Source organism: Bradyrhizobium sp. CCBAU 51627 (assembly GCF_028128765.1).
GTDB lineage: Bacteria > Pseudomonadota > Alphaproteobacteria > Rhizobiales > Xanthobacteraceae > Bradyrhizobium.
In genome coordinates this window covers 23875-45383 of record NZ_LBJG01000092.1, presented here as the reverse complement: position 1 = coordinate 45383, position 21509 = coordinate 23875, and the positions used below count along the sequence as shown (strand labels likewise).

Sequence of the window (21509 nt, the reverse complement as noted above, 5' to 3'; positions counted from 1 at the left end):
GATATTATGCTGCCTATTTGGCTCGACAATTCCGACTGATGCGGCTGGCACGGTTGTTGCTGCCGATGAGGTAAGGCTAGGTCGAGTGCAGCCCTAGATGCAGGAGCACCTTTCCGCCCGCAAGCCGCGGCTCCATTCCGAAAAGACCTAGAATTTCGCACATTCGGGTGGATGGAGACTGATGTGGAGTTCCCAAGAGCTGACGAATTAAATCGCACTTCCGGGCACTCGGCGCTGTCAAACGACCGTGCGTGATCAGGGTTGGCGGGTTTGGTGGACAATTGCATCGAGTGGCCGTGGGGACGCATGACAAGAATTCGGCTGAAATGGTCAAGCATCGGCCGCGAGAGACACCGACATATAGGAGTCTCGTCGACGCGTCCTGTCACCAATTGGCAGGCGAGTTCGTCACAAAGCGCACAGGCTGCGTCCAGGCCAAGCACAAAGAAGGTCAATAGCAGGCCCCTCGTAATCCTGGCAGTACGGAACTCTCGACATGTCGCAAAGGATCGGCGCTGATAGCGGGTGCACCGTGAACGTAGGTGCAGAGCACTGCTCAGATCCGACAAGCAAGCTTTCTTCAGATGGCGAGTTCGTTCGGTACTGGAGCCGAGCTGCCGACCGGCTGCTGGCCGTTGCTGCTGTTGGGAGGCGAACCGAGGAGGCGATCAGAAGGACCGGAATTGGTTTGCAGCTATCCTCCGAGAACTTTAGCGGTCACGACCTGTCAGATTTCCCGTTGCGACGCTGTACCCTCAATCGTGCGCAGCTCTACGGAACAAAGTTGGATCGAGCAGATCTTTCTGGGGCGAACCTTATCTGTCCCGGGCTCGAGCGCGCAAGTTTCCTCGGGGCCAAGCTCGATTTTGCCTATATGCATGCGATAGCAGCGCAAGTCTGCAACTTCGATGACGCCAGTCTGCGCAATGTAATTGATGCAACCGGCAGCCTGTTTCACGGTTGCAGCATGAAAAGAACACGCTTTGACAGCGCGATGCTCAGCGGGCTCCTCCTTTACCAGTGCGACGCGAGTGATGCTGTCTTTGATGGCGCGGAATTGCAGGGGTCAACCATCAATGAATGCTTCCTTCCTTCCGCTTCCTTCCGCCTTGCCAAGCTAAACCAAGTCACCATCACGAAGGCGCATCTGGCGAATTGCTCGTTTTTCCAGTCAAAGGGGGACTGTTTATCGATCGTGCGTTCCACCTCCGTCGATGGTCTTATCTTGGAAGGCGCTCATCTTCCTTATCTGAGACTCTCAAAGGTGAGCGGGCGGATTCGGGCGAGAGCGCTCAGCGCCCCATTCGCTGATCTTCACCTGTCAAATCTTGCCAGGGCTGAGCTGGAGCAGGCAGACTTGACCGAGGCGCGGCTTCTGTCCGTAGGCCTTTCCGACGCGAACCTCGCCGGTGCTGTGTTGAACGGTGCATCTATTCGTTCCTGCCAGCTGGACAGAGCGGACCTATCTCAGGCATCAGGCGAAAGCATTTCGATAACAGAGAGCACAATGCGAGCCGCCAAATTCACCGGTTTTCGTGGCCGCTGCGCCTTTGTGCGCGACTGCGATCTCGAACATGCGGACTTATCCCAGGCTTACCTCTACAGGTCGATGATCACCGGTGATCCGCCGCAATCAATGGCATTAAGTCGCGCAAATCTCGAGGGATCAAATCTCGTTCAGGCATATCTCGCTGCGGATATGACCGACAGCAACCTGGAGGCAACGCGGGCCGCATACGTTCGCATGAACCAATCGTCCCTGCGCGATGCGAACCTGAGTGGGATATCGCCGTTCCAGGCCAGCTTCGTAAAGGTCGACTTTTCGGGCGCTAAGATAACCACTTTCGAGCCACCGTTTTTTGTCGACCGTTGTCGGGGACTGCCCGCAGCTCTGGAGGGGGATCAGCCGCGCGAGCCATCAACCTATCTGGCTGAATTCTCATCGTTGATCAAACGTGGGCGAGAAGGGTCAACCTGACAGCTCCGAAAGCCGCAAAATAGAGGTGACTACAGTGCCTGTGAGCTTAGAACAGGTTCGTGCCGTGGTCGACGTTAAAGCTCTTTCGAGCTCGTTGGCACGTGCGGCCCCGCGACACGCCCGGCGGCGCACCTTTCGGCGATCCGAGCGCTCAACTCTTGTTGGCGTTCAAAAAAACTGGAGTAAGAAAATGCATCTGGCTGGTCTTTCCGCAGGCAAGGCGTTCATCCGGGAGGTCGCAAGAACAGGTCAGACTATTGGGACGGTGCACACGCTCGGCGCCCTGCATCTTGGGCATGCAGAACTGATCAGAAGAGCGGCATTAGAGAATGATGTCGCGATTGTCACAGTCTACCCGAACAAGATCCAGCTTAGACCAGGTGGGAGATACGATTTCAATTTGGACGATGATATTGGACTTGCTCTACGTTCAGGAGCAACTGCCGTGATTTCCTCGAACGACAACGAAATGTTCCCGACTGGCTATCGAACGTTTGTATCGCAAGGTGACTGTCATTTGCGTCTAGGGGGGCCCGAGGCGTATTTGAAGGAAGCCGTTACTGGGGCAATCCGCTGGATCTGCTATGCGCGGCCAACTCGCAGCTATTTTGGCCTGAAAGATATCGGTCAGGCGATCCTGGTGAAGCGCGCTGCGGCAGACCTCCTTCTCGATTGCGAGATAAGGTTTGTGCCGACCGTTAGATACAAGAACGGAGTTCCCGTTTCGTCGCGCTTGAGGCGATTTAGCCGCTCGGAGCTTGATGAGCTGTCGTGTCTCTCCACGTCACTCAACTATTCAAGAGAAGAGATCGCCCGAGGAGCGACTAGCGTGAAGGATCTGGTAGCGTCGGCTACATCTCGGGTCAAGTTTCGACGGTTTAAACTCGATTTTATTCGAATTATCGGCGCTGATAACTTCGAAGATTTAGAGCAGATCAAGCTCCCTTTCATAATTTTCGGAGGGGTAATGGCTCATGGCCTCAGGATTTTCGATAATATCTACGTTCCAGATCAGGATACACTCCAAAACGGTGCTCCGGATCTTTGGATCGATCTGCCTGAGCGGCCCTAGCCAGACCGCTATTGATAGCATGATCTTCATAAAAAGGAGTGCGCTATCCAACCAGTGCTGGCAGCTCTCAATGTTCCATTGAGTAGTGAGTCCGATAGTCAATACGATTTTTACTGCCCGACATGGTAGGGCCAGGCCAGCTGACTGTGAGGTAGTCTGGTCGAGAAGCCCGTCGCAGCCAAGCGCCGCGGCAGCTCGAAGCGATGAGGCGCCCCTAGGCCGTACGCTCTCGAGAGCGGAATCTGCAGAGATGATCATGACCAGGCGATTGGAAGATTATAGGGCCGACGATACGTGTGTTATCCCGCTCAGCAATCTGGATGTAAGTGAGAGCAAGCGCTTTCAGGACGACAGCATATGGGCTTGCTTCGAGCGGTTGCGAAAGGAAGATCCCGTTCACTACTGTCAAAACAGCACTCATGGTCCATATTGGTCCGTAACGAAATACCGGGATATCGTAGCGGTAGACACAAACCACCACGCGTTCTCGTCAGAGCAAGGTGTCACTATTGTCGACGTGCCTGGTGAGCACTGGACCCAGAGTTTCATCAAGATGGGGCCTCCCAAGCACGCCGAGCAGCGCAATACCGTGAGCCCGATCGTCGGACCGGAAAGCCTGACGAAACTCGAAACCCTGATCCGCTCTCGTGTTAGGTCAATTCTCGATGGCCTGCCTCGTAATGAAGACTTTAATTGGGTGAACAAGGTCTCCATAGAGTTGACGACGCAAACGCTCGCCACGCTGTTCGACTTCCCATTCGAGGATCGGCGACTCCTGACCTATTGGTCAGACGTAGCTGTTACGGCTCCTAAAGCAGGCCATGCGATCGACAGCTGGGACAAGCGAAGCAGCATCTTGTCCGAATGCCTGGACTATTTCACGGGGCTTTGGAACGAGCGCATCAATGCCGAGCCGCGCCTCGACCTGATCTCCTTGATGGCGCATTCGCCCGCCACGCGCCATATGGAGCCAAGTGAGTTTCTCGGCAACGTGATTTTGCTGATCGTTGGGGGCAATGATACCACGCGTAACTCGATTACCGGCGGCCTCCTGTTCATAAACCAGTATCCCTCCGAACTGCGAAAACTTGCTGACAATCCCAAGCTGGTCTCAAGCGCTGTGTCCGAGATCATTCGATACCAGACGCCGATCGCACATATGCGCCGCACTGCCGCGGTCGACAGTGTCGTAGGGGGGAAGCAGATCAGGAAAGGCGACAAGGTCGTCATGTGGTACATCTCCGGCAATAGAGACGAAGAGATCATCGAGAACGCCAACAGTTTCGTGATCGACCGCAAGAATGTACGGCAGCACCTCTCGTTCGGATTCGGAATCCATCGCTGTCTTGGTCGACACCTTGCGGAACTGCAGTTGAGAGTCCTCTGGGAAGAGATTTTGCAGGCGGGATTGGAGATCCAGGTTGTCGGCGAACCAGAGCGAATTGCATCTAACTTCGTGCACGGCTATTCCGCTCTGCCCGTGCGGATTGAAGCCTAAACCCTGATCGTGCCAGTCTCGGCGCTGGCGCGCGGCGGGTGGATTGAACTATCTCGGCTTCTGCAAGCTGCGCAGATGGCTCGATCGACGCCAAACAAATGCTGCACGTCGGCGGCTACTCATCAACCGGGCAGACGTTTGAAGTGCCTGTGACAAGCGATACGTCAGGCGAGCGTCTCGACCTGCAAACGCCTGAGATGCCGAAAAGGGCTCCGATGCCGCATCACCGCATGGTGGGACACGTGTTGCGAGCGCTCTCTGCCGATCAACATATGCTGGCCATTTCTGCTTGGCCAAAAAATCGCCGTTAAGGAGGCGGGCGCTCGCCTGGCTGCTCTCTAGCGTTTGGGATGACTTGGCCCAGTTCGCGTGCACAGAGCCACGGCATTGGGCCGGACTATCTCGCGGGCAGGCACGTCGGGCCCCGGTCTCGTCTTAGCGGATCACACCGGGGCAGTGATGCGGTCAGCAACACAGGAGCTGCGATGGTGCTGGAACACAAGGCCACATCTTCTTTCTTGCGCATGCGGATGAATGCTCTTGGTCAGCTAGTCGTCAGCGAGGCGGTCTATCCAGACGGGCTGCACTTTCGATTATTCGGAGATGATGTATGGCAGGCGTTGGCCGAGTTGATCGATCACAGGTTGAGCCCGCCGAGGTCGACAGGACTGGGGAATTGGGCCGTTCGAGCCCGGAACCTGGTCTCTTCCCTCGGGAACGTGGTCAATCCTTCGATGCTGTCCTGGAGCGGATGCGCTCTGCGGCGCTTGCGAGCCCGCCACCCACTTCGGATGTAGCGGCGCCAACGCGGCACGACTTCGAGGCAGCAGAGCGAAAATTGAGCAGCCTGGTTGGGGAGCTTGAAGCTTGCCGTCGAGCGGCCACGCACGCCCGAAACTTGCCAGAGAGGCAAGATCTGATGGATCAGGTCATCAAAGCAGGCTCAACAGTTCTGGAATACTACGCGAATCTGCCTCCCGATCTGGCGCGCGGCATTCTGCCAGACGATCAGGCTCGCCGGCTCCGCGATGACACTCTGAGGGAGGCTGACGAATGTAATAAAGTGGCGACCTGGATTATCTACGAGCTGGAGGAGAGCAGAAAGAAAGCACAAGACGTGCTCGACGGGCTCAAAGGCGTCGCTTCGCCCGCCCAGCTGAGACGCTTGTTTGCAAGTGTTGCGAACCGCTATGTAGCCTGCATGGAGTGGTGGGGAAAGAAGGCATTGCGCTTCGAGCGGACGCAGTCTGTCTGTGCCGCTACCGCCCACTTGCCAAGCAGCACGCCCGACATGCGCAACGCCGAAGATGCCGCACTGAGGCATCATACCGGCTGGGCGCTTAATATGAAGTGCATGCATCTGCAATCGCGGATCGCGCTCGCGGAGCTCTTGGTCAAATCGCAAGCGAGCACGTTGGAACCAGACGTGCGCGACGCCCTCATCGATGAGAGCGGGGGGGTGCGACTGCTTCGGACCTTCGTCAAAGATGTTTTCCCTGCATTCAATTCGACGTCCGGAGCCGTTCTGAACGGCAATGGAGCGGCGCTCGACGCGGAGCACCGCGCCGTCCTGGAAGGCGTCATGGAACGGCTTTCGGAATTTGCATCCCAACTGGGCGCCATGCTTGGAAACCTGAGGGAGGCCGGTGCGGAAGCTGACCTTCCGTTGCAGTTGCTGGACGAGATCGTGGAAGCTGCCTGGGTGACCGCGAACGAAGTCATGCGGCTGCTGGCATTGCAGCCAAAGACGGAAGCCACGATTGAACCGCCGGCCTGGGCTGCGATGCCAGAGAATACTATCCCGGTCGGCGAAGGCACTCCGGCGCGCAGAAAGGGCAAAGCAAAGCACGCAGCAGCCGCAGGGGAGGGGAGTTCGACGGCCAGCCCACCCGCGCCGCAACTCGCTAGGCCCGATGCAGCCGGGGCCCCAAGGGGCAAGGTCATTGTGCTCTCGGATCTCGGCACAAAGAGACTCGCCACGGCGGAGGAGGCACGCGCGTCATCCTCTGCGTTCGATCACCTCCAGATGTGGCGGGCTCCGCCCTCCAGGAAAGCACTGCCGGGCTTACTTGAACGATTGGACGAGCTGCTGCAGTTCGATCTGCCTGCTCAGCAAAGCGCCGCCTCGCAAGCCCGGCACATGAAGCCCGAGGACGCCGAACACGTCTTGGATGTCGTCATCAACCACTTGCAGACGCAGTCCTCCGAGATTGAGGCCTGTATTGCCGCGCTGGAGGAGCCTCGCCGACGCGGCCTGCTCACGGCTGCGCAATTGCCCGAAGTGCACGAAAAAATAGTCCGGCTCAAAAGGATGTTGTCCGAGGTTCAGGGACAGGCAAACTCATTGAACGCGCGAACGGCAGCAATCGCGAGCGATTGCATGAAGACCTATGCGTTTCCATCGCAAAAATACCTAGAACAGTTGCGGGACGCGGGGGAACTGGCGTCAGTGGATCCACCGCGCGCCTTGAAGGGAGAGCCAGGGACGCTGTTCGAAATCAAGCTGCAGCCCAAGGCGCTGCGCAATGGTGCGATTCCAAGGCCGATGTGGGTGCACATCCATACCAAGCACCCGGTACATGCCTGGCAACTGGCAACGCTCGGCAATCGCGAATTCGCAGCTTGCCATGTGAAGTCCGACGAACAGCGCGGCTACAATCAACACTGGCAGAGCGCTCGAGCCGCCGAGGGGCACGACAACGTCGTGATCCACCGGGGCAAGCTCACTCCTGCGTTCTGTAAGTCCTTGTTGAGCACCACCGCTGGCCAGCCCTGGCAACTCCTCTCGGATCCGGAGCATGTGTCGGCGCAGATGGCTCGCCTGGGAATCCAGTGAGCTGGTCGTCTTGCGGCGGTGAGCCGTTCGGTGAAAGCGTTGATGCATCCAGATCGGCTCGGCGGACTGCTTGATCAGCGCCTAGCCCCTTCGGGCGCCATCTTACAAAAGGATGGAGGAAGAGAATACTCGGGAGCGTTATCAGCCGGCGATTCCAAGGATTGTCGGTCGTCGCCAGGCAAGTAGCCGTTCCGGGGTCTGGTGAATATCGGCGCTAGGCCGGAGAAGCGAGGCCCCCGAGTGTTACAGGCGCAAAACATGTACCTGATGCCGGCGGCGATCCAGCCGGACGTCAGTGCTTTCGCCTGTCTGCCCGCGGCGAACTGGCGCTCAAGCGTCCGTGGAGCTTCAATGGACCGCGGAGGGTCGGGATGCTCGGGAGCTGAGCATCCTCACTGCTTTGACGAATCGAATCGGGCGGTGCACAACAACACTGCCTGTTTGCTACTCTTGCATAGGGCTACGACAGCCCCAGCATCGCGCCTCCATGGCCCCCGAACGATGCTGGGGCTTGTCTTTCTTGGTTGAGCGTCTCAAGCCGAGTGACCTCAAAGCTGCTTCACTCAACTGACAATGGCGCCGAGCGCCGCCGGGATAATTTCAGTACACGGACTATGGTCAGTCATTTCCCTGCTTTTTCAGTCGCCTACGAGCTTGGCAACGTTGGCATCGGCGGAAGAGCAGGCTCCGTCGCCCGATCAGCTTTGGGGACTTGAGTGATGGCACGAGCTCGCGACCGCAATCCATATGACGGATCTGACCGATCTCTTACAGCTCGATGCCGTGTGCCCTAAGCACCCGGTGCATCACCTCGCTTTTGATCTCGCGGGCGATCTCGTTGACGATTGAGGTCCGATTATCCGCTCGGCGTCGGCATCGCCCGCAAGACCCGCTTCGGCGAGCCGTTGGTTCAGCCGAATTTGAAACTCCTCGCCCATCGCATCGATGAGCCGATCGTCCATTGCTGTGTGCTCTTCGGCGGCAATGCGCCTCAGCACCGTTTCCCAAGGTTGCCAGCGCCTCGCTAGATAGTCTGCAAAACCTATCGTTTCCTGCTGCCGCACCGTTGCCATCGCCCTCTCAACGTCGTCGCGGGTGACGCCAGAGACGGTCAAAAAGCGCATGTCGGGAGCGACGTGTCGCAGCTCCAGCGGATCGCGCAATTGCGTCTGGTAGGCGAGATGGACTTCGGTCTCGTCGACCGGTCTGGAGTGACGAAGGACATTGACCGTCTGGCGCGCTATTCCGTCCAGCGCCTCCAAGCGGAACATGACGCGGGCATGCTGGAGCAACTCGGCGAGCCGATCGTCGTACAGGCCGTCCTCGATGCTTCCAGGCCAAAGTGATCCGATCCTGACAGCTCGCGCATGCATCGGAGGCCAACTGGAAAAACAACTCGCGTAGTCGAGGCCTCGCCGATGCCTGCCGCAGATCCTCGACCACCGCCTGCCGGAATTCGCTATTGCCGTAGTTCACGGTGCCTGCAAGCCGGTCGAGGAAACGAGCGTAGTCCTGCACACCAGGCTCGTCGGCAAAGCTTTGCCACGTTGCGATCACGGCTAGGTCCTGCCCAAGCCAGTCTGCGACAACCTCGTGCAGCGGCCGGGGCGTAGGTTTTCCATTGCCTCTTCGCTCAACGAGAAAAGGATTCGCGGGCCGGCATAGTCCGCAGCACTCCTCGCTCTCAATAGATTGCTCTGAACCAGCTCTCGCAGCGGATTGTCCGTCAAATCGATGGCCGCATCGCTGGCTAGCTGCAGCAGGCTCGCCGGTACGTCGGTCAGCCGATTATTGCTAACATCAAGTACTTCGAGGGGAGCGGGGAGTTCCGGTAGCCGCACCAGTTGATTGTCGCTGGCCGCTAACAATTCGAGCGCCGACGGGAGCGGCTCAGGCAGTTCGATCAGCTGATTGTAATCGAGAACCAGGCTTTCAATGCTGGCTGGAAGATCGGGCAGGCTGGTAAGCTGGTTGCTTGGCGCGACAAGATCCCGGGGCGTTGACGGAAGCGCCGGCAGACTGGCCAGTTGATTGTCACCGGCGTCCAGGTTCTGAAGCCCGGCTGGAAGGTCAGACAAGCTGGTCAGCTGGTCAGCTGGTTGCTTGCAGCATGGAGCTCCTCAACCGTTGCTGGAAGTTCGGGCAGAATGGTCAAATTGATTATTATCAACGACCAGGCTCCGCAGCCCGGCTGGAAGGTCGGGCAAGCTGGTAAGGTGGTTGCTTGCAGCGTAGAGTTCCTCAAGCGTTGTTGGAAGAGCGGGCAGACTGGTCAATTGATTATTATCGACGACCAGGCTCCGCAGCCCGGTTGGAAGCGTAGGCAAGCTGGTCAGGTAGTTGGCGTAAGCGCTGAGTTCCCGAAGGGTTGCCGGAAGGGCGGGCAGACTTGTCAGTGAGTTTTCGCCGATGATCAGGGACCGCAGCCGGGATGGCAGGTCGGCCGGCAGGCTGGTCAGCAGATTGCGCGCTGCATTGAGCACGCGGAGCCCGTCAGGAAGTACGGGCAAACTCGCCAATTGATTGTCTCTCGCGTGAAAGACCTGAAGCTCGGGCGGAAGGGCGGCGGGCAATGCAGTCAGGGAGAGGGAGGAGAGATCTAGCGCCTCACCACCATTCTCCGGCAAAGCTGTCGTTTGAATAATGGCGGTTTGGCGGTTCTCGTCTTCGTCCTGCCCCTCATCAGTCGCTCGCGCGTCCACAACGTGGTCCTGCGGCCCTGCTGCAGTGGGAGCGGACGGCCGCGCGTCCGTCAAAGCCGCGTCCCAATGCGCCGCAACGGGAGTGCCGGGTTCTGAGTCCTCGGATTGGGACGCTTCGGAGCCGGAAACTGAGAAAAAGCCGTCGCCGTCAAGCTGCGTCCGATCTGTATTCATTGTTGTCGCCCCTCATGGCAAAATGAAGCAAATGCGCTGGGGCGCCGCTTCCACAAAGCCGGTCTTTCATTGTGACGACAATCCATCAAGAAGAAGCGGGCAATCATGGAGCGTGGCCCAACTTAGAGGGACGAATATGCTGGCCGATCCGGCGCACCAAAGACGGCGAGATGTCCGCACGATCTAATTCTCGAAAGGCTCGCCATCTTGAGGGGGATCGGCTGCCTCTCCCTTTCCAGGTTGAGCTGATCAGGGTCGAGCCTCTTGTCTGGTTCGAGCTGTTGTCAACCTAGGACACTGAGCTGTCGAGAAGCTGACTAGTCTCATCGCTAGAGAAAGTCCGGGCCCTTGCAGCTGTGCTAGACGCCTGCTGTCAATGGCCGAAATGAGTTCAGCCGAGATGCGGTCATCGTCACCCTCGCCTCTTCGCTCCTCGGCTGACTAGTCTTACAGGACCGGGAAAGGGCCTGCGTCGACGCACCGCGGCCGATGGCACGTTCTGGCCCGGTGTGTCGTCGCGCTCGGTGCCTAGCATGCCGCCGGGGTCGACTGCGTCGAAGCCTTGGCTTGCGGCCTGCAGCGCAGCCGGACAAGAGAATTGGTAAGCGGTTTTCGCGGTCCTCTCAGTCTGGTGATGAACAATTGCGCGACCAATTGTGACGCAGGTGCGTTCGGACACATGTGTCGACATCATGCAACCGACTGTGGCCTGATCCGGACGATACGAGTCAGATTCAACAACACTCTCTTGTCGGGTGCTCCGAGAAATGCATCGACGCAGGCGCGTCGAGCGTTCGATCATAAAGCAGGTCTGCAGGTGCCGAGCGGGTTGACAGAGCGATACGGTGATGCCCCGAACTCATCCATTCGGTCGATAGATCTGATCGAGAAAATCGATTTTACCGCTTGCAACGTCGTCATATAGACCCTCACCACGGCTGGGGCTAACCTAGGGAAGCGATTTCTCAAATGAAAAAGTCTGTTTTGGTGACGGCGAGCGCCCTCGCGCTTGCAACCGCTGCGGTACCTCCTTTTGCTGCGAAAGTTGCCGCGCAACCGCTCACCGCCAGGGTGGAGGTAGCCGATACATCATATCCTGAGTGCGCGGATGACCCATTGAATGGTATCTGCGACCTATTTTTTTGCTTGACCGATCCCTCGTGCGTCCTGCACTGACGAGAAAACAATCAAGCAGAAAATGAGGATCGAGCCTCGTGCGGCCGCTGCTCCTTCGGCGGCCGCATCCTTATGCCGTGCCGGTTATGCTGGTGGATGGTGCAAGCGGCGCCTATCTGTTCTCTAACTGTGAGCAGAGTCACTGCCCACCTACAGCCGCCGGTGACGGCCGCCAATCGCCCAAGTACCGCATCGGCGAACGTTGGATAAACCGGAAAGCCCTTTCAGACCGCGGCGCTGCCGGTCCGGCAGGAGCTCCTGCTCGATGTCAAGCTGGTCCAATATTCAGGATAGATTGCCTTTCGTGCTACGCCCCTTTGCGTCTTCCTGCTCGATATTTCGGGACGTCATAGATGTCGTCCTAACCTGTTCGGCTACGCCCAGGGCAGCGGTCGTGGCTTTACGGACGTTCGTCTATGGCTGGGCATAAGATTGAGCGGCGCCGTCTCCGGCATCATCAGCATGGCAAAGAGCCCGGCCGCGCTAGCGAAAAGCATGTACCAAGCGGGCGCGAGTACGCTCCCGGTGAGATAGATCAGCCAAGTGACGACCAGTTGAGCTGTGCCTCCGAAAATCGCAATCGCAAAAGCGTAGATCGTCGCGAAGGCGCCACCACGAATGTTCCTGGGCAAACTTTCGGCCATGCTCACGTAGAAGGCGCTATACGGAATCGTCCCGATCAGGGTGAGCGTGCCGAGACCTCCTAGAAGTGCGAGGGCACTGCGGCTCTCCGCAATCCACAAGAATACTGGATAGGTCATCAGCAATGCAGCGGCCTGCGGCCATATCATGATGCGCCGACGGCCTGCGCGGTCTGCGAGCAGGCCGCCCAGCAGCGCTGCGGCAATGCCCGCCATGTTGCTGATGAGCGTGGTGCCGAAGGCGAGAGGTGCCGAAACGTGGAGGGTGGTCAACGCGTAGGTGGTCATATATCCGGTAACATATGTAGTGATCGTGCAGCTGGCCAAGATGACAAACCCCAAGCTCATGATGCGGCGAGCGGCAGGCGGTCGCCTTGCAGGCTGGGTGACCAGAACCGGGTCCTCCGGGCGGTGCAACGTCTCGGGTAGGACGCTCCGCAACCAAAGGCCGAACGGCAACGTAGCGGCGCCGAGCAATAGCGCGACCCGCCATCCGTATGCATTGAGCGCCTCACTTGTCATGGTTAGCGACAGAATCTCTCCAACCAACGCTCCAGCCGTCGCAGCAACCTGTTGGCTCGCGGGCTGAAAGGAGACCGCCAGACCGCGGCCTTCCATCGGGGCCGCTTCCATCAAGTAGGCTGTCGTTGGACCGACTTCACCTCCGAGAGCAAAGCCCTGCAGCAAGCGTGCGAAGATGGCTAGCAACGGTGCGGCAAGTCCTATTGTCTCGTACGATGGCGTGATAGCCAATAACAGGACCGCGGCGCTCATCATGGCAAAGCTGGCGGTCATCGCGGGCCGGCGGCCAGCCCGATCCGAATACGAGCCGAGCACGATGGCCCCGATCGGTCTGGTCACAAAGCCCACGCCGAAGGTTCCGAGTGACAGCATAAGGCTGGCGAATTGGTCGGTTGCCGGGAAGAACGCCTGACCGATCTGTATTGCAAAGAAGCTATAGGTGCCGAAGTCGTAGAATTCGAGAATATTGCCCATGGTTGCGCCCAACACCGCGCGGCCCGTCAAGCGTTGGTCTGCCGGACCGCGGACCGGCTCCAGCCTCTCTCGAGTAAATTGCCTCGCCATCTTCGACCCAATCTGGAGTGCGATCCCGGCCCGAACATTTCGACCAGACAGGTCGCGCAAAGTTGCTTTCCACTTGCCCGAACGCGTCCCTCACGGCCATTGCGCCTCTCCAAATGTAGGCTGGAGCGCGTCACGACGAACCTCACGGCAGCTTCTGCAATAAAAATGCCTGGTTTCACGGACCATTTAAGCCTTGATCGCTGGCCTTGCCGGCGAGACAAACATGAGAACCTGCTGCAGTTATCGGGCGCCGCATTGCGCTGCTGGGGCGAGTTTGCGACAAAATTGGCTGGCGCCGAACACGATCGACGACAACTCGAGCCATTTCAGCGTCGCCTGGTTGCGTCCGCTCCTTAAGGATAAAGTGGGCTACGTCTTCATCGCCCAGACGCTTGCCGCCAATCAGCGCGCTTGTGACGGTCTCGCGCGCGCGAGCAAGATCACCATTCATCGGTGCTCCACCTTTCCGTCGCGGCCGGCTCGCCTGCGAGCGGGCGAACCGCCTGCTCACGGGCCGCTCGCCTCTAGCGACCATCAACACCCATGTCGTCCGTCATAAGGTGCGTTCGGCGCCGCTCGCCGTGCATCTTGGCTATCTCCTGCGCGAGCGCGTCACCCGGGACGGGGAGAAGGCTCGGCTATTCGGCCCCGACACCGAGGATGCCGACCTCAAGTCGTTAGGTGAGCGCCAACGTCAGGGTCGGACGTCTTGGTGAACCACTTGGGGAGCTGTTAAGGCAAATCAGTGAGGTTACACGTTCGTGTGCCCCGGATGGGCGAGCAAGAAGGCGGCCTACGTTTCTTCGCCAAGAGACGCTTAGAGAGAGAGAGAGAGAGAGAGAGAGGACATTTCAGCGGCGACTTCGGTACTCGCACGAATTACGACGATTTCCTTGTTAAGGACGCGAGTGAATTCTCTGCCAACGCGCTGGAACGAGCGCCATCTGCCGGACGGAGAGCGTCAATAACAGCCGGGACAAAGTTGGCCATTCGCATTGCCTCACCTCGGAGGCACGGGGACTGCGGAGTGCCCATTAGACGCCGCGGCAAACGCAGTCCGGCGGCACCGCCGCATTTTTCGCTGTGCGGGATGATCGTCTCGGTTGCTTTGCGTCTGAGCAGTTTCGTTCTTCATCTAACCAGGTGAAGAGTTCGCTCCGCGCTTGCCGGGCTCTTCCGTAAGCGCACTCTCGTCGCTTCTCTCGCCGGCGCGGCTAGCACGGTCATTCTAATTAGCGGCTCGAGCGTCGTCTCGAAGTGTAAGCCAGAACGACTGGTCGCCGGCAGAGATCGAAATGCACATGCTCTGACTGGGTCTGGCTGCGGTCTGCATCGCTTGGACCTCCGAACCAGGTGAACGCGAGGCACGGAGCAGACCTGCGCGACGGCTGCGAGGCCAGGTGGAATGAGAGTTGGCTCGGAGATGAGCGCATCAGACGTGGAAGATGCGGCCGCGGGTTTGTTTTTCTTCTTCGATCTTTGTCAGCTTCTCGAAAGCCAGCCTCTTTAACACTCGAACTTGGTCTCTCGATGACGAAGCCGCGGTCTAAGTTCGTGACGAACTTCAGCTCATTCCCTGGGGGAGATCTTCAAGAGGCCTTTGTTCTCATTAACAGCAAGGAGAGCTTCATGGATCCGAACTCGATCGATAATGCCCGTTCACCAGAATCACCGACGGCGTACGTCTGGACACAGGAAGATCGTGATTTGTTCAGTCAGATCATGAATGAAGCTGGACCATCATCATCTGCCGCACGTGAGGAAGCGGTAGATGTCTCATTCGCCGCTCCCCAGAGATTTTCGCACGGCTCGCAAATCGCCCCTGACCTGATGGTCGAGAGGCTGTTCCACCGGGGTCTCTTGCCGGACTCGGACCAGCCGACGATGACCTATGAAATCCGAGGTCACCGCTACACGGCCGGTTTGGATGACTCCAACCGTGTTCGTCTTGTTCATAACCCAGCGGACGACCAGGTCGTTGGGGCCGGCCGGGCGGGCGTACCGGACTTCGGAGCCTTCTTCAGGGAAAACCTGCGCTACGGAACGCCGCTACCAGAGCAATGGGCCACAACTGCCCTCATGGACAAGCTGCGCGAAGAAGGTTTCATGCCGGCCGCTGATAACCCAACAACAATCCTGCTTAACGAACGGGCCTACAAAGCCGAGCTAATCGAAGGAGGGTTCGTTAAGCTTACGCGGGTATGAGACGTAACCCCACGGTCAGCCTATCACGGCGGACTGGAGCCCTGCGATCACTTCGGTTGTCCTTACCTGGATAGGCAATTCAGCGCTTAGCGGTGGATCGTTCGCGCCGCCAGTGGGTACGCATTATCGGACCCACTGGCAGCCCACGAGATGCAACGTCATCCTGGCATTTGTCTGCCTGGTGCTGACCTGTCATCTGGCCTGTAATATTGCCCCCTATGCCTCACCTGAGGATGTTACTTTCGCTTGACCGAGGTAGCTCCGGCTGTCTGCCAGTCCGACGTTGCGCCATCGCGCGTCAGGATCGGAAGGACTAGAGGACGTCGCGGAGTGCTCATTGCACGCCGCCCCGCCTCAGTCCCTATCATCGGCCGGCGCCGCACCTTTCGCCTTGCGCGAAATGATCGTCTCGGCTGCTTTGCCTCCGAGCGATCCCAACAAGCGCTGCACGATGGTGTGCTGCGGGCCGAACTGTTCGGGCGTTGCTCAGCAACGCGGCCGAGATTGCCTGCGCGGTTGGATGGGGTAGGGCCGCCAGCCAGCGCTCGATGTCGGCTGAGTTCGCGCAAATTGGGCAGCGAAACCGGTGACCGTGGAGGGCTTAATCGGAAGCAGCGGAGGCCCTGCCGGTGCGAGCCTGATTGTCTTGGCGGACGCGGAGGTATTCTCAAGCAGTGGCAGCAAAGGTCACTAGCCGCAACGACCCTCGCAAGTGGCGCAGTTGCTTTGCGTAGCAGTGAAATCGTATGAGCCTATTTATCGATGAGAATCCTGTCAAATGGCACTACCAGATCTGGGCGTTTTGCAAGCAGTAGCTCCGCCGTAGGATCAGAGCAAGATCGCATGCATATAGGCGTGTGCGAGCAGCTTCGAAAAGCGGAAAAGAACGCTATGGCGAACATGAATGTCAGCTTCCGATCTATTGCAGGTGCACACGTTGGACAGCGAGCCAGCACCGCCCGAAACGTCACTGAATGGAGAGCGCGGGCCTCGAGACGGCGAGGTTTCCAGATGATACGCGGAATGAAGCCGATGGTGCGGATGATCGCAGCAATAAGGCGGGCGCTAGCGATGTCCGATCTCGACCGGTGCTGCGCAATCTGGTGGCTTTATCGCCTTCATTTCGGCTTCACGGGCGACGTGTTGTTGGGGCTCGCTGCGGTCACAGTTGCCCAGGAGAGGTCTCGGTGCGGAATTTAGGAACACAGGCATCGAGCACCTTCCATACAGGCTCGGCGGCCGAACGTGCCGCAGGTTACGTGTTTGGCTCGCGAGCAAAAGAGTGGCCCAATGCCAATCGCCTCAAGTCTCGCCCAGCCAAGAGGGCCGCATTCACACCTAGCGCCGACGATCTGCGCGGAGGGCACCAATGGCGCCGGTAAATACGAATAGCAGATCGCAACGCCCGAACTTGTGCTCGCGCTTCACACCATCAGCAAGCTGAAATTGATGGGGCCGATGATGCTGCTCATGGAGGGTCCCAGCAGCGTCAGGCGAACGGGCCATAGCGGCGAGCGCCGGAAGCGGGACGTTTAGGATTGCTTGGTAAAGTCTGGCGATTGGGAGCAAGGATGCGCGGCTCGCATTCCATCTGGTGATCGTCTGCGGTTATGAAAGGAAATGCCCCACCTGAGTTCGCATGGCGATGAAGGCCGGGTCGAGCAGTTCCTCAAGCAATTCTGGCCGAGTGCCTTGCGCTGGATTGATCCTCGTGCAGAACCTCACCGCATCGCTGCATCCCCACGGCTTGAATTCCTCGGTGAGCGATTCGTCCCCTGCAGACGGCCAGCCGCTCAAGCGTCCGCCGCTGCTGCAACAAGCCGTCGGCGCGTATTGCCAGCGCTCTGTGCTCGCCTGCGGCCGCTGCGCGATGAGACAACGGTTGGGCTTCCCGCTCGTTTGGAGCGCCCTCGCAAAGGGCGCGCGGAATGGGCTTTGGAGCGAACTCCGTCCGGGTCAACCGATCGAGGTGTTATCACTGGAAGCGAGCTCTGGTTCGGAGGCGGAGTTGCGCGCCTTGCCGATGCGGGTGGTATGCAATCGAAGCAACTCGGTGTACAGGTGTGATCGCGACACTCCATTGGTTTGCAGACGGACAAACGAGCGTCGACAGTCGCTGCATGGCGGGGCGAGCGTCGAAGGCATGCGCTCGTGCGCGAGTTTAGTGGTTTACATCGGGAGGCAGGAACCGGTTCAGCCTGGATGAACTCGTGATTTCAAGTGCAATCTTCTTGTCACTGCGCGAGCTGCCGTGATGGCACCAGCCGGCTCTTGCAAGTTTGGTTCGTGCTAGTTTTTGGGAGCGTGAGTGCGCGAGGAAGCTACGAGTCGTGCCCGGACCGCTTGAGGATCGACACGCCCGTCGTCTTCCGGCTTCCGTTGCCTTCGCGCGGCGTCCTGGAGCGCGTAGGGATAGTTCATTGGCACGGAGGGCAAGATCGGATGGACCTCGGCGAAGAACTCGATCACTCAGTCGTCGCTGATCTCATAACCTAAAACGGGTCTCGATACGGCAGTACGTAGCGTCGCGACTGGATGGGACGGATTCCCTCTCCATGCGCGAAAGTTAAATCGAGGCGCAAAGATCGGGCCGCTAGCGGCCCTCATCAAGAGCGTTTCTGAACAGCACATCTGTGACTCTGACATCAAGCGGCACAATCGGCGTATCCCACGGATAATATCAGGATATGTCGGGGCCATCTCAGCAGTGATTGGGATCGATCGAGGGTCATCAATTCTAAAGTAAGTGCGAGATCGGGCACATCCGCGGAGATCTTGCCTAGGGTAGGCAAGGCAACCGAAAAAAGCTGTTGTCCGTCGATAGCCTCAACGAGTTGCGGAAACTCTCCCGGGTAAATTCGCCGACGAAGTCGAAGTGGTCTGAACGCAAACTCAATCCACTACCGCCTAGCCCGTTGGAGCCTCAACATTCGCCGATGGTTCTTTATTCCACGATAAGTCACACTTTGGATCGAAAAATAAGTAATCGCAAGTCAGTTCTTCACCAGGTTGTACATCACGTGCCGTTAGAATTCGGCAATGATCGTCTTGATATGTGTTTGGCTGACTGCTGTGGTTCATGAAGCGGGCGTTGTCAGCATTATACTCTACAACGCCATCGCTAGCCCTGTAGTCTCTTGGATAGGCATGCTTATCTAGTAGAGCTTGAAATGTTGGAGCTCGAGTTTCGTACTGCTCAGGCGTCACCGCGATGTCAACGATAGGATTATAAATCCAAATCAACGAATCTTTAGGCAAAAGAGTAGCTGAGAAAAGTCCAATGCCGCCAAACTGGTCTGGTTTCAAAATAGTGTCAACGATCAACATTGAAGAAATCTCCCAGGCACTATCACCGCAAGCTAAGTGACCTGAGTCCCGAAATCTCCTGCATAAATTGATAGGTCGTCTAATCGCGCCTCCATCACATTTGGATTTTCTCTGCATTTGTTGCCGGCTGCTGCGGATTGCCCTTCCGTCGTACCGGCATGCTGGCGGTGCTGGAAAGGGCCTGCGAGTAATGGAAGACCGAGCAAAGATCCGCGTCAAGGCGATGAGTTCATGTCGCGCGATCGCGACCTTTGAGCCTATCAGCGCGGCGACACGCGAGGCGTTTTCGCAGATCTGCAAGCCGCCGAGGCAACGCTCGGCAATCATGTTGTCGTGGCGCCTGTCTTTGCGGCTCGTTCGCAATTTTCGAGTGGTCCTCAAACAGTAGGCCGTGTACTCATTAAGCGGCTGGCCGCCTGGTGTCCGCTCCCTTCAATAGCGGTGGAAAAGCGGACGTCTGCCGAGGTCGCTGAAGGGCTAAAACCAGCCGTACTGGCTTCGGCGGCTTCCGCTTGAAGCAGCACGCAGCTAGGGTATCTGGGCCCGCATCAATCTGCTATCGTCGCGCGCATGATGGCTAAATTGACCGTTGCCCGCATCGGCTGCGGTACCCCATACATGCACGAGCGCCAGAGCCACTCGACAGGACCGAACCGATAGCGGCGGAGCCACCACGCGCTGAACACCACCTGCGCGCCATACACGAAAATGCCGATCGTCAGTGTCGCGGCCACGCCGAGGCGGCCAAATTGGCCTAGACCATAGCCGTAGAAGATCCAGCCGCAGATCACAGATTGCGCCAGATAGTTGGTGAACGCCATGCGGCCAAGCGGTGCGGCCCAGCCCAGCATCCTCCGCCTGCCAGCGAGGTTCACAGCCGCGATGACTGCGGCCGCATAACCGAGAGCCAACACGACTGCCCCCAGCTGTTCTACCGGAAAGTGCGCGCGCCCGAGCGACGGCCAATCGAAGAGCTCTTGTCCTGCTGCCGCGAGACTCAATCCGCCGCCGAGAAGAATGCCAAAGGTTGCAACGACGAACAGCAGGCGCCGGTTCGCCGAAGCCCGACGCAAAACCCCGCTCCGCCACGCGAGGACGCCAACGAGGAACAGCGCGACAGTGCGCGGAAAGACCATGACGTGCGCCGGAAAAATCGCCGGCACCTCGCGGATCCGGAACGCGAGCACATCGAAAAATCCGCCTGTGCCGTAGGCACGCATCCCGTCCGCGGCAAGACCGGCCATCCCGGCTGCTTCCGGCAGCGGCACAATCGGCGGTAGCACCGGCATGGTCACGTAGAGCCCCAGGAGCAGCAGGGCTGCACCCGCCATGAGCCACCGCGCGCCGCCGAGGAAGGGCAGCACCACGAAGCCCGCCAGCGCATATTCGACGAGAATGTCGCCGTTCCAGATCAAACAGAGGTGCACCAGGCCAATCGCCAGCAACACCACTAGCCTGCGCACGAGCAAGATCATGCGCCGTGCATCGCCGGCAAGCCGCTCGAATTGGATGACGAGGCCGACGCCGAACAGCAGCGAGAACAGCGCAAGCGCCTTCCAGTCGACGGCGACCGTCAGCACAGCCGCTACCACCCGGTCGAGCGGCCCGGACGGCTCCGCGTTCGGCAAGAACGGCGCGTAGAAGGAGACCCGAAATATGGTCACGATGTTCATGGCGAGCACGCCGAACAGGGCCAAGCCCCGCAGCACGTCAATCGCGTCGAACCGCTCCGACCGGCTCATAGGCTTTGGAGGCGAGTTACTCGCCGGCGCGGTGCGCGAGCCGATGCTTCCGCCGGTCATTGCAGGACTCCCCCATTTTCGATGCAGAGATTTAGAATGCCGCCTCGTGCCGCATCAAACTACCTGAATTGGGGGCTGAATCGAACGTGACGATTTGATTCACTACCAGTGCGCGAGGAAATAGACACGAACTTGGATTGGCGTAATTTCTCCAATGGCTGACTTTAACTCCTGGTATTGCCGCGTGTGTTATTTCGGTGCCGTTCCATAAACAGATGAGACGATAAAACGCGAAATCTCTGCTAGTAGGGAGCGGTATCCTGTCTCTATCGAGCTCGGAATCTGGTCGAGCGCTTCTTCAACAAGCTCAAGCATGGTCGGCGCGTGGCAACGCGCTCCGACAAACTCGCCGCAACTACCTTGCGTTCGTCCAACTTGCATCCATCAGGCTGTCCACGTCCTGATCTGGCCGATTTGTTCAGCCGGATAGAGGTCGCTGCGGCTTGCTCAGTTCTGCGCTCAAGTTCCTTGAGGCGCTAGGTCATCTCAGGTGGTCGTTTTCGACGGGCAGATTAGTGCCGAAGGCACCCGGCTCTGAACCGAATCCATGTCCCGAACGACGCAGCTCTCATCAAAGCGCCGAGTCCGGAGTAGCGACAGATACCGCACGATCTATTCACTGCTCTTAGGTTGCCGCGACTATCTCCGCCAAAACTTGCTGACCCGCTTTCCGCGGGGACGTTGAATGCAGAGTATCCAGTACAGGAGCGCTGGCGGCAGAGTCGGGGTCGCACCGTGTAAGCTGCGGAAGTCGTTGGGCTGAGCGATGAAGATCGCACGGTATCCCCACCAGTGCTGACCCCTAACATACGGTACTGATGTTGAGGTGGATCCACGAGGTGCTGGGCAGCGCCTCATTGGCCACGTGAGCATTCTGCGGAAGGCCACGACGAGGATGTGCATCTGAGGCTAATGGACGGCCACATTCATCTGTAGCCAGCTAAGCTCAGCTGGCGCGCGTTCAATGGGGGCGCGTGCAGCAGCCTCTTTACGAGGATGCTTATCCTGTCTC

12 protein-coding genes and 2 pseudogenes are annotated in these 21509 nt (G+C 58.5%); 6 read left to right on the top strand and 8 right to left on the bottom strand.

Annotated elements, in window-relative coordinates:
- Positions 1 to 496 precede the first annotated feature (496 nt).
- From XH88_RS36555 to XH88_RS36540, 4 genes are all read left to right on the top strand, one after another.
- Positions 497 to 1978: a pentapeptide repeat-containing protein gene (locus tag XH88_RS36555; RefSeq protein WP_271673015.1), complete on the top strand. Its 1482-nt coding sequence runs from the start codon at positions 497 to 499 to the stop codon at positions 1976 to 1978.
- Positions 1956 to 3050, top strand: a complete 1095-nt coding sequence (locus XH88_RS36550) for a pantoate--beta-alanine ligase (RefSeq protein ID WP_271673014.1) — start codon at positions 1956 to 1958, stop codon at positions 3048 to 3050. The genes XH88_RS36555 and XH88_RS36550 overlap by 23 nt, the downstream gene beginning before the upstream one ends.
- 256 nt (positions 3051 to 3306) lie before the next feature.
- Positions 3307 to 4548: a cytochrome P450 gene (locus XH88_RS36545; protein WP_271673013.1), complete on the top strand. Its 1242-nt coding sequence runs from the start codon at positions 3307 to 3309 to the stop codon at positions 4546 to 4548.
- A gap of 610 nt (positions 4549 to 5158) precedes the next feature.
- On the top strand, positions 5159 to 7384 hold the full coding sequence (locus XH88_RS36540) for a hypothetical protein (protein WP_271673012.1): 2226 nt from the start codon (positions 5159 to 5161) through the stop codon (positions 7382 to 7384).
- Positions 7385 to 8190: 806 nt separating this feature from the next.
- On the opposite strand, the gene XH88_RS36535 is transcribed toward XH88_RS36540, so the two are convergent.
- The 6 genes and pseudogenes from XH88_RS36535 to XH88_RS36510 form a co-directional block, all read right to left on the bottom strand.
- Entirely contained in the window at positions 8191 to 8655 is a 465-nt protein-coding gene (locus XH88_RS36535; protein ID WP_271673168.1) for an NEL-type E3 ubiquitin ligase domain-containing protein, read from the bottom strand.
- A gap of 118 nt (positions 8656 to 8773) precedes the next feature.
- A pseudogene (locus XH88_RS36530) lies at positions 8774 to 8902 on the bottom strand (NEL-type E3 ubiquitin ligase domain-containing protein); the annotation flags it as partial.
- 41 nt (positions 8903 to 8943) lie between these two features.
- Positions 8944 to 9462, bottom strand: coding sequence for a hypothetical protein (locus XH88_RS36525; RefSeq protein ID WP_271673011.1), 519 nt, complete (start codon positions 9460 to 9462; stop codon positions 8944 to 8946).
- A gap of 42 nt (positions 9463 to 9504) precedes the next feature.
- Positions 9505 to 10260, bottom strand: a complete 756-nt coding sequence (locus XH88_RS36520; protein WP_271673010.1) for a hypothetical protein — start codon at positions 10258 to 10260, stop codon at positions 9505 to 9507.
- Positions 10261 to 11810: 1550 nt separating this feature from the next.
- Positions 11811 to 13163, bottom strand: coding sequence for an MFS transporter (locus XH88_RS36515; protein WP_271673167.1), 1353 nt, complete (start codon positions 13161 to 13163; stop codon positions 11811 to 11813).
- A gap of 175 nt (positions 13164 to 13338) precedes the next feature.
- Positions 13339 to 13614: a hypothetical protein gene (locus XH88_RS36510; RefSeq protein WP_271673009.1), complete on the bottom strand. Its 276-nt coding sequence runs from the start codon at positions 13612 to 13614 to the stop codon at positions 13339 to 13341.
- Positions 13615 to 14792: 1178 nt separating this feature from the next.
- Here XH88_RS36510 and XH88_RS36505 point away from each other — a divergent pair.
- Positions 14793 to 15368, top strand: coding sequence for a hypothetical protein (locus tag XH88_RS36505; protein ID WP_271673008.1), 576 nt, complete (start codon positions 14793 to 14795; stop codon positions 15366 to 15368).
- 2907 nt (positions 15369 to 18275) lie between these two features.
- Here XH88_RS36505 and XH88_RS36500 read toward each other — a convergent pair.
- Both XH88_RS36500 and XH88_RS36495 read right to left on the bottom strand, forming a co-directional pair.
- Positions 18276 to 18695, bottom strand: a complete 420-nt coding sequence (locus XH88_RS36500) for an SET domain-containing protein (protein ID WP_271673007.1) — start codon at positions 18693 to 18695, stop codon at positions 18276 to 18278.
- A 548-nt stretch (positions 18696 to 19243) separates the two neighbouring features.
- Positions 19244 to 20497 carry a DUF418 domain-containing protein gene (locus XH88_RS36495; RefSeq protein ID WP_271673006.1) on the bottom strand — a complete coding sequence of 418 codons (1254 nt, stop codon included), beginning with the start codon at positions 20495 to 20497 and terminating at the stop codon, positions 19244 to 19246.
- Positions 20498 to 20761: 264 nt separating this feature from the next.
- Between XH88_RS36495 and XH88_RS36490 the strand changes: the two are divergent.
- Positions 20762 to 20901: pseudogene (locus XH88_RS36490) on the top strand (IS5/IS1182 family transposase); the annotation flags it as partial.
- Positions 20902 to 21509: the final 608 nt, after the last annotated feature.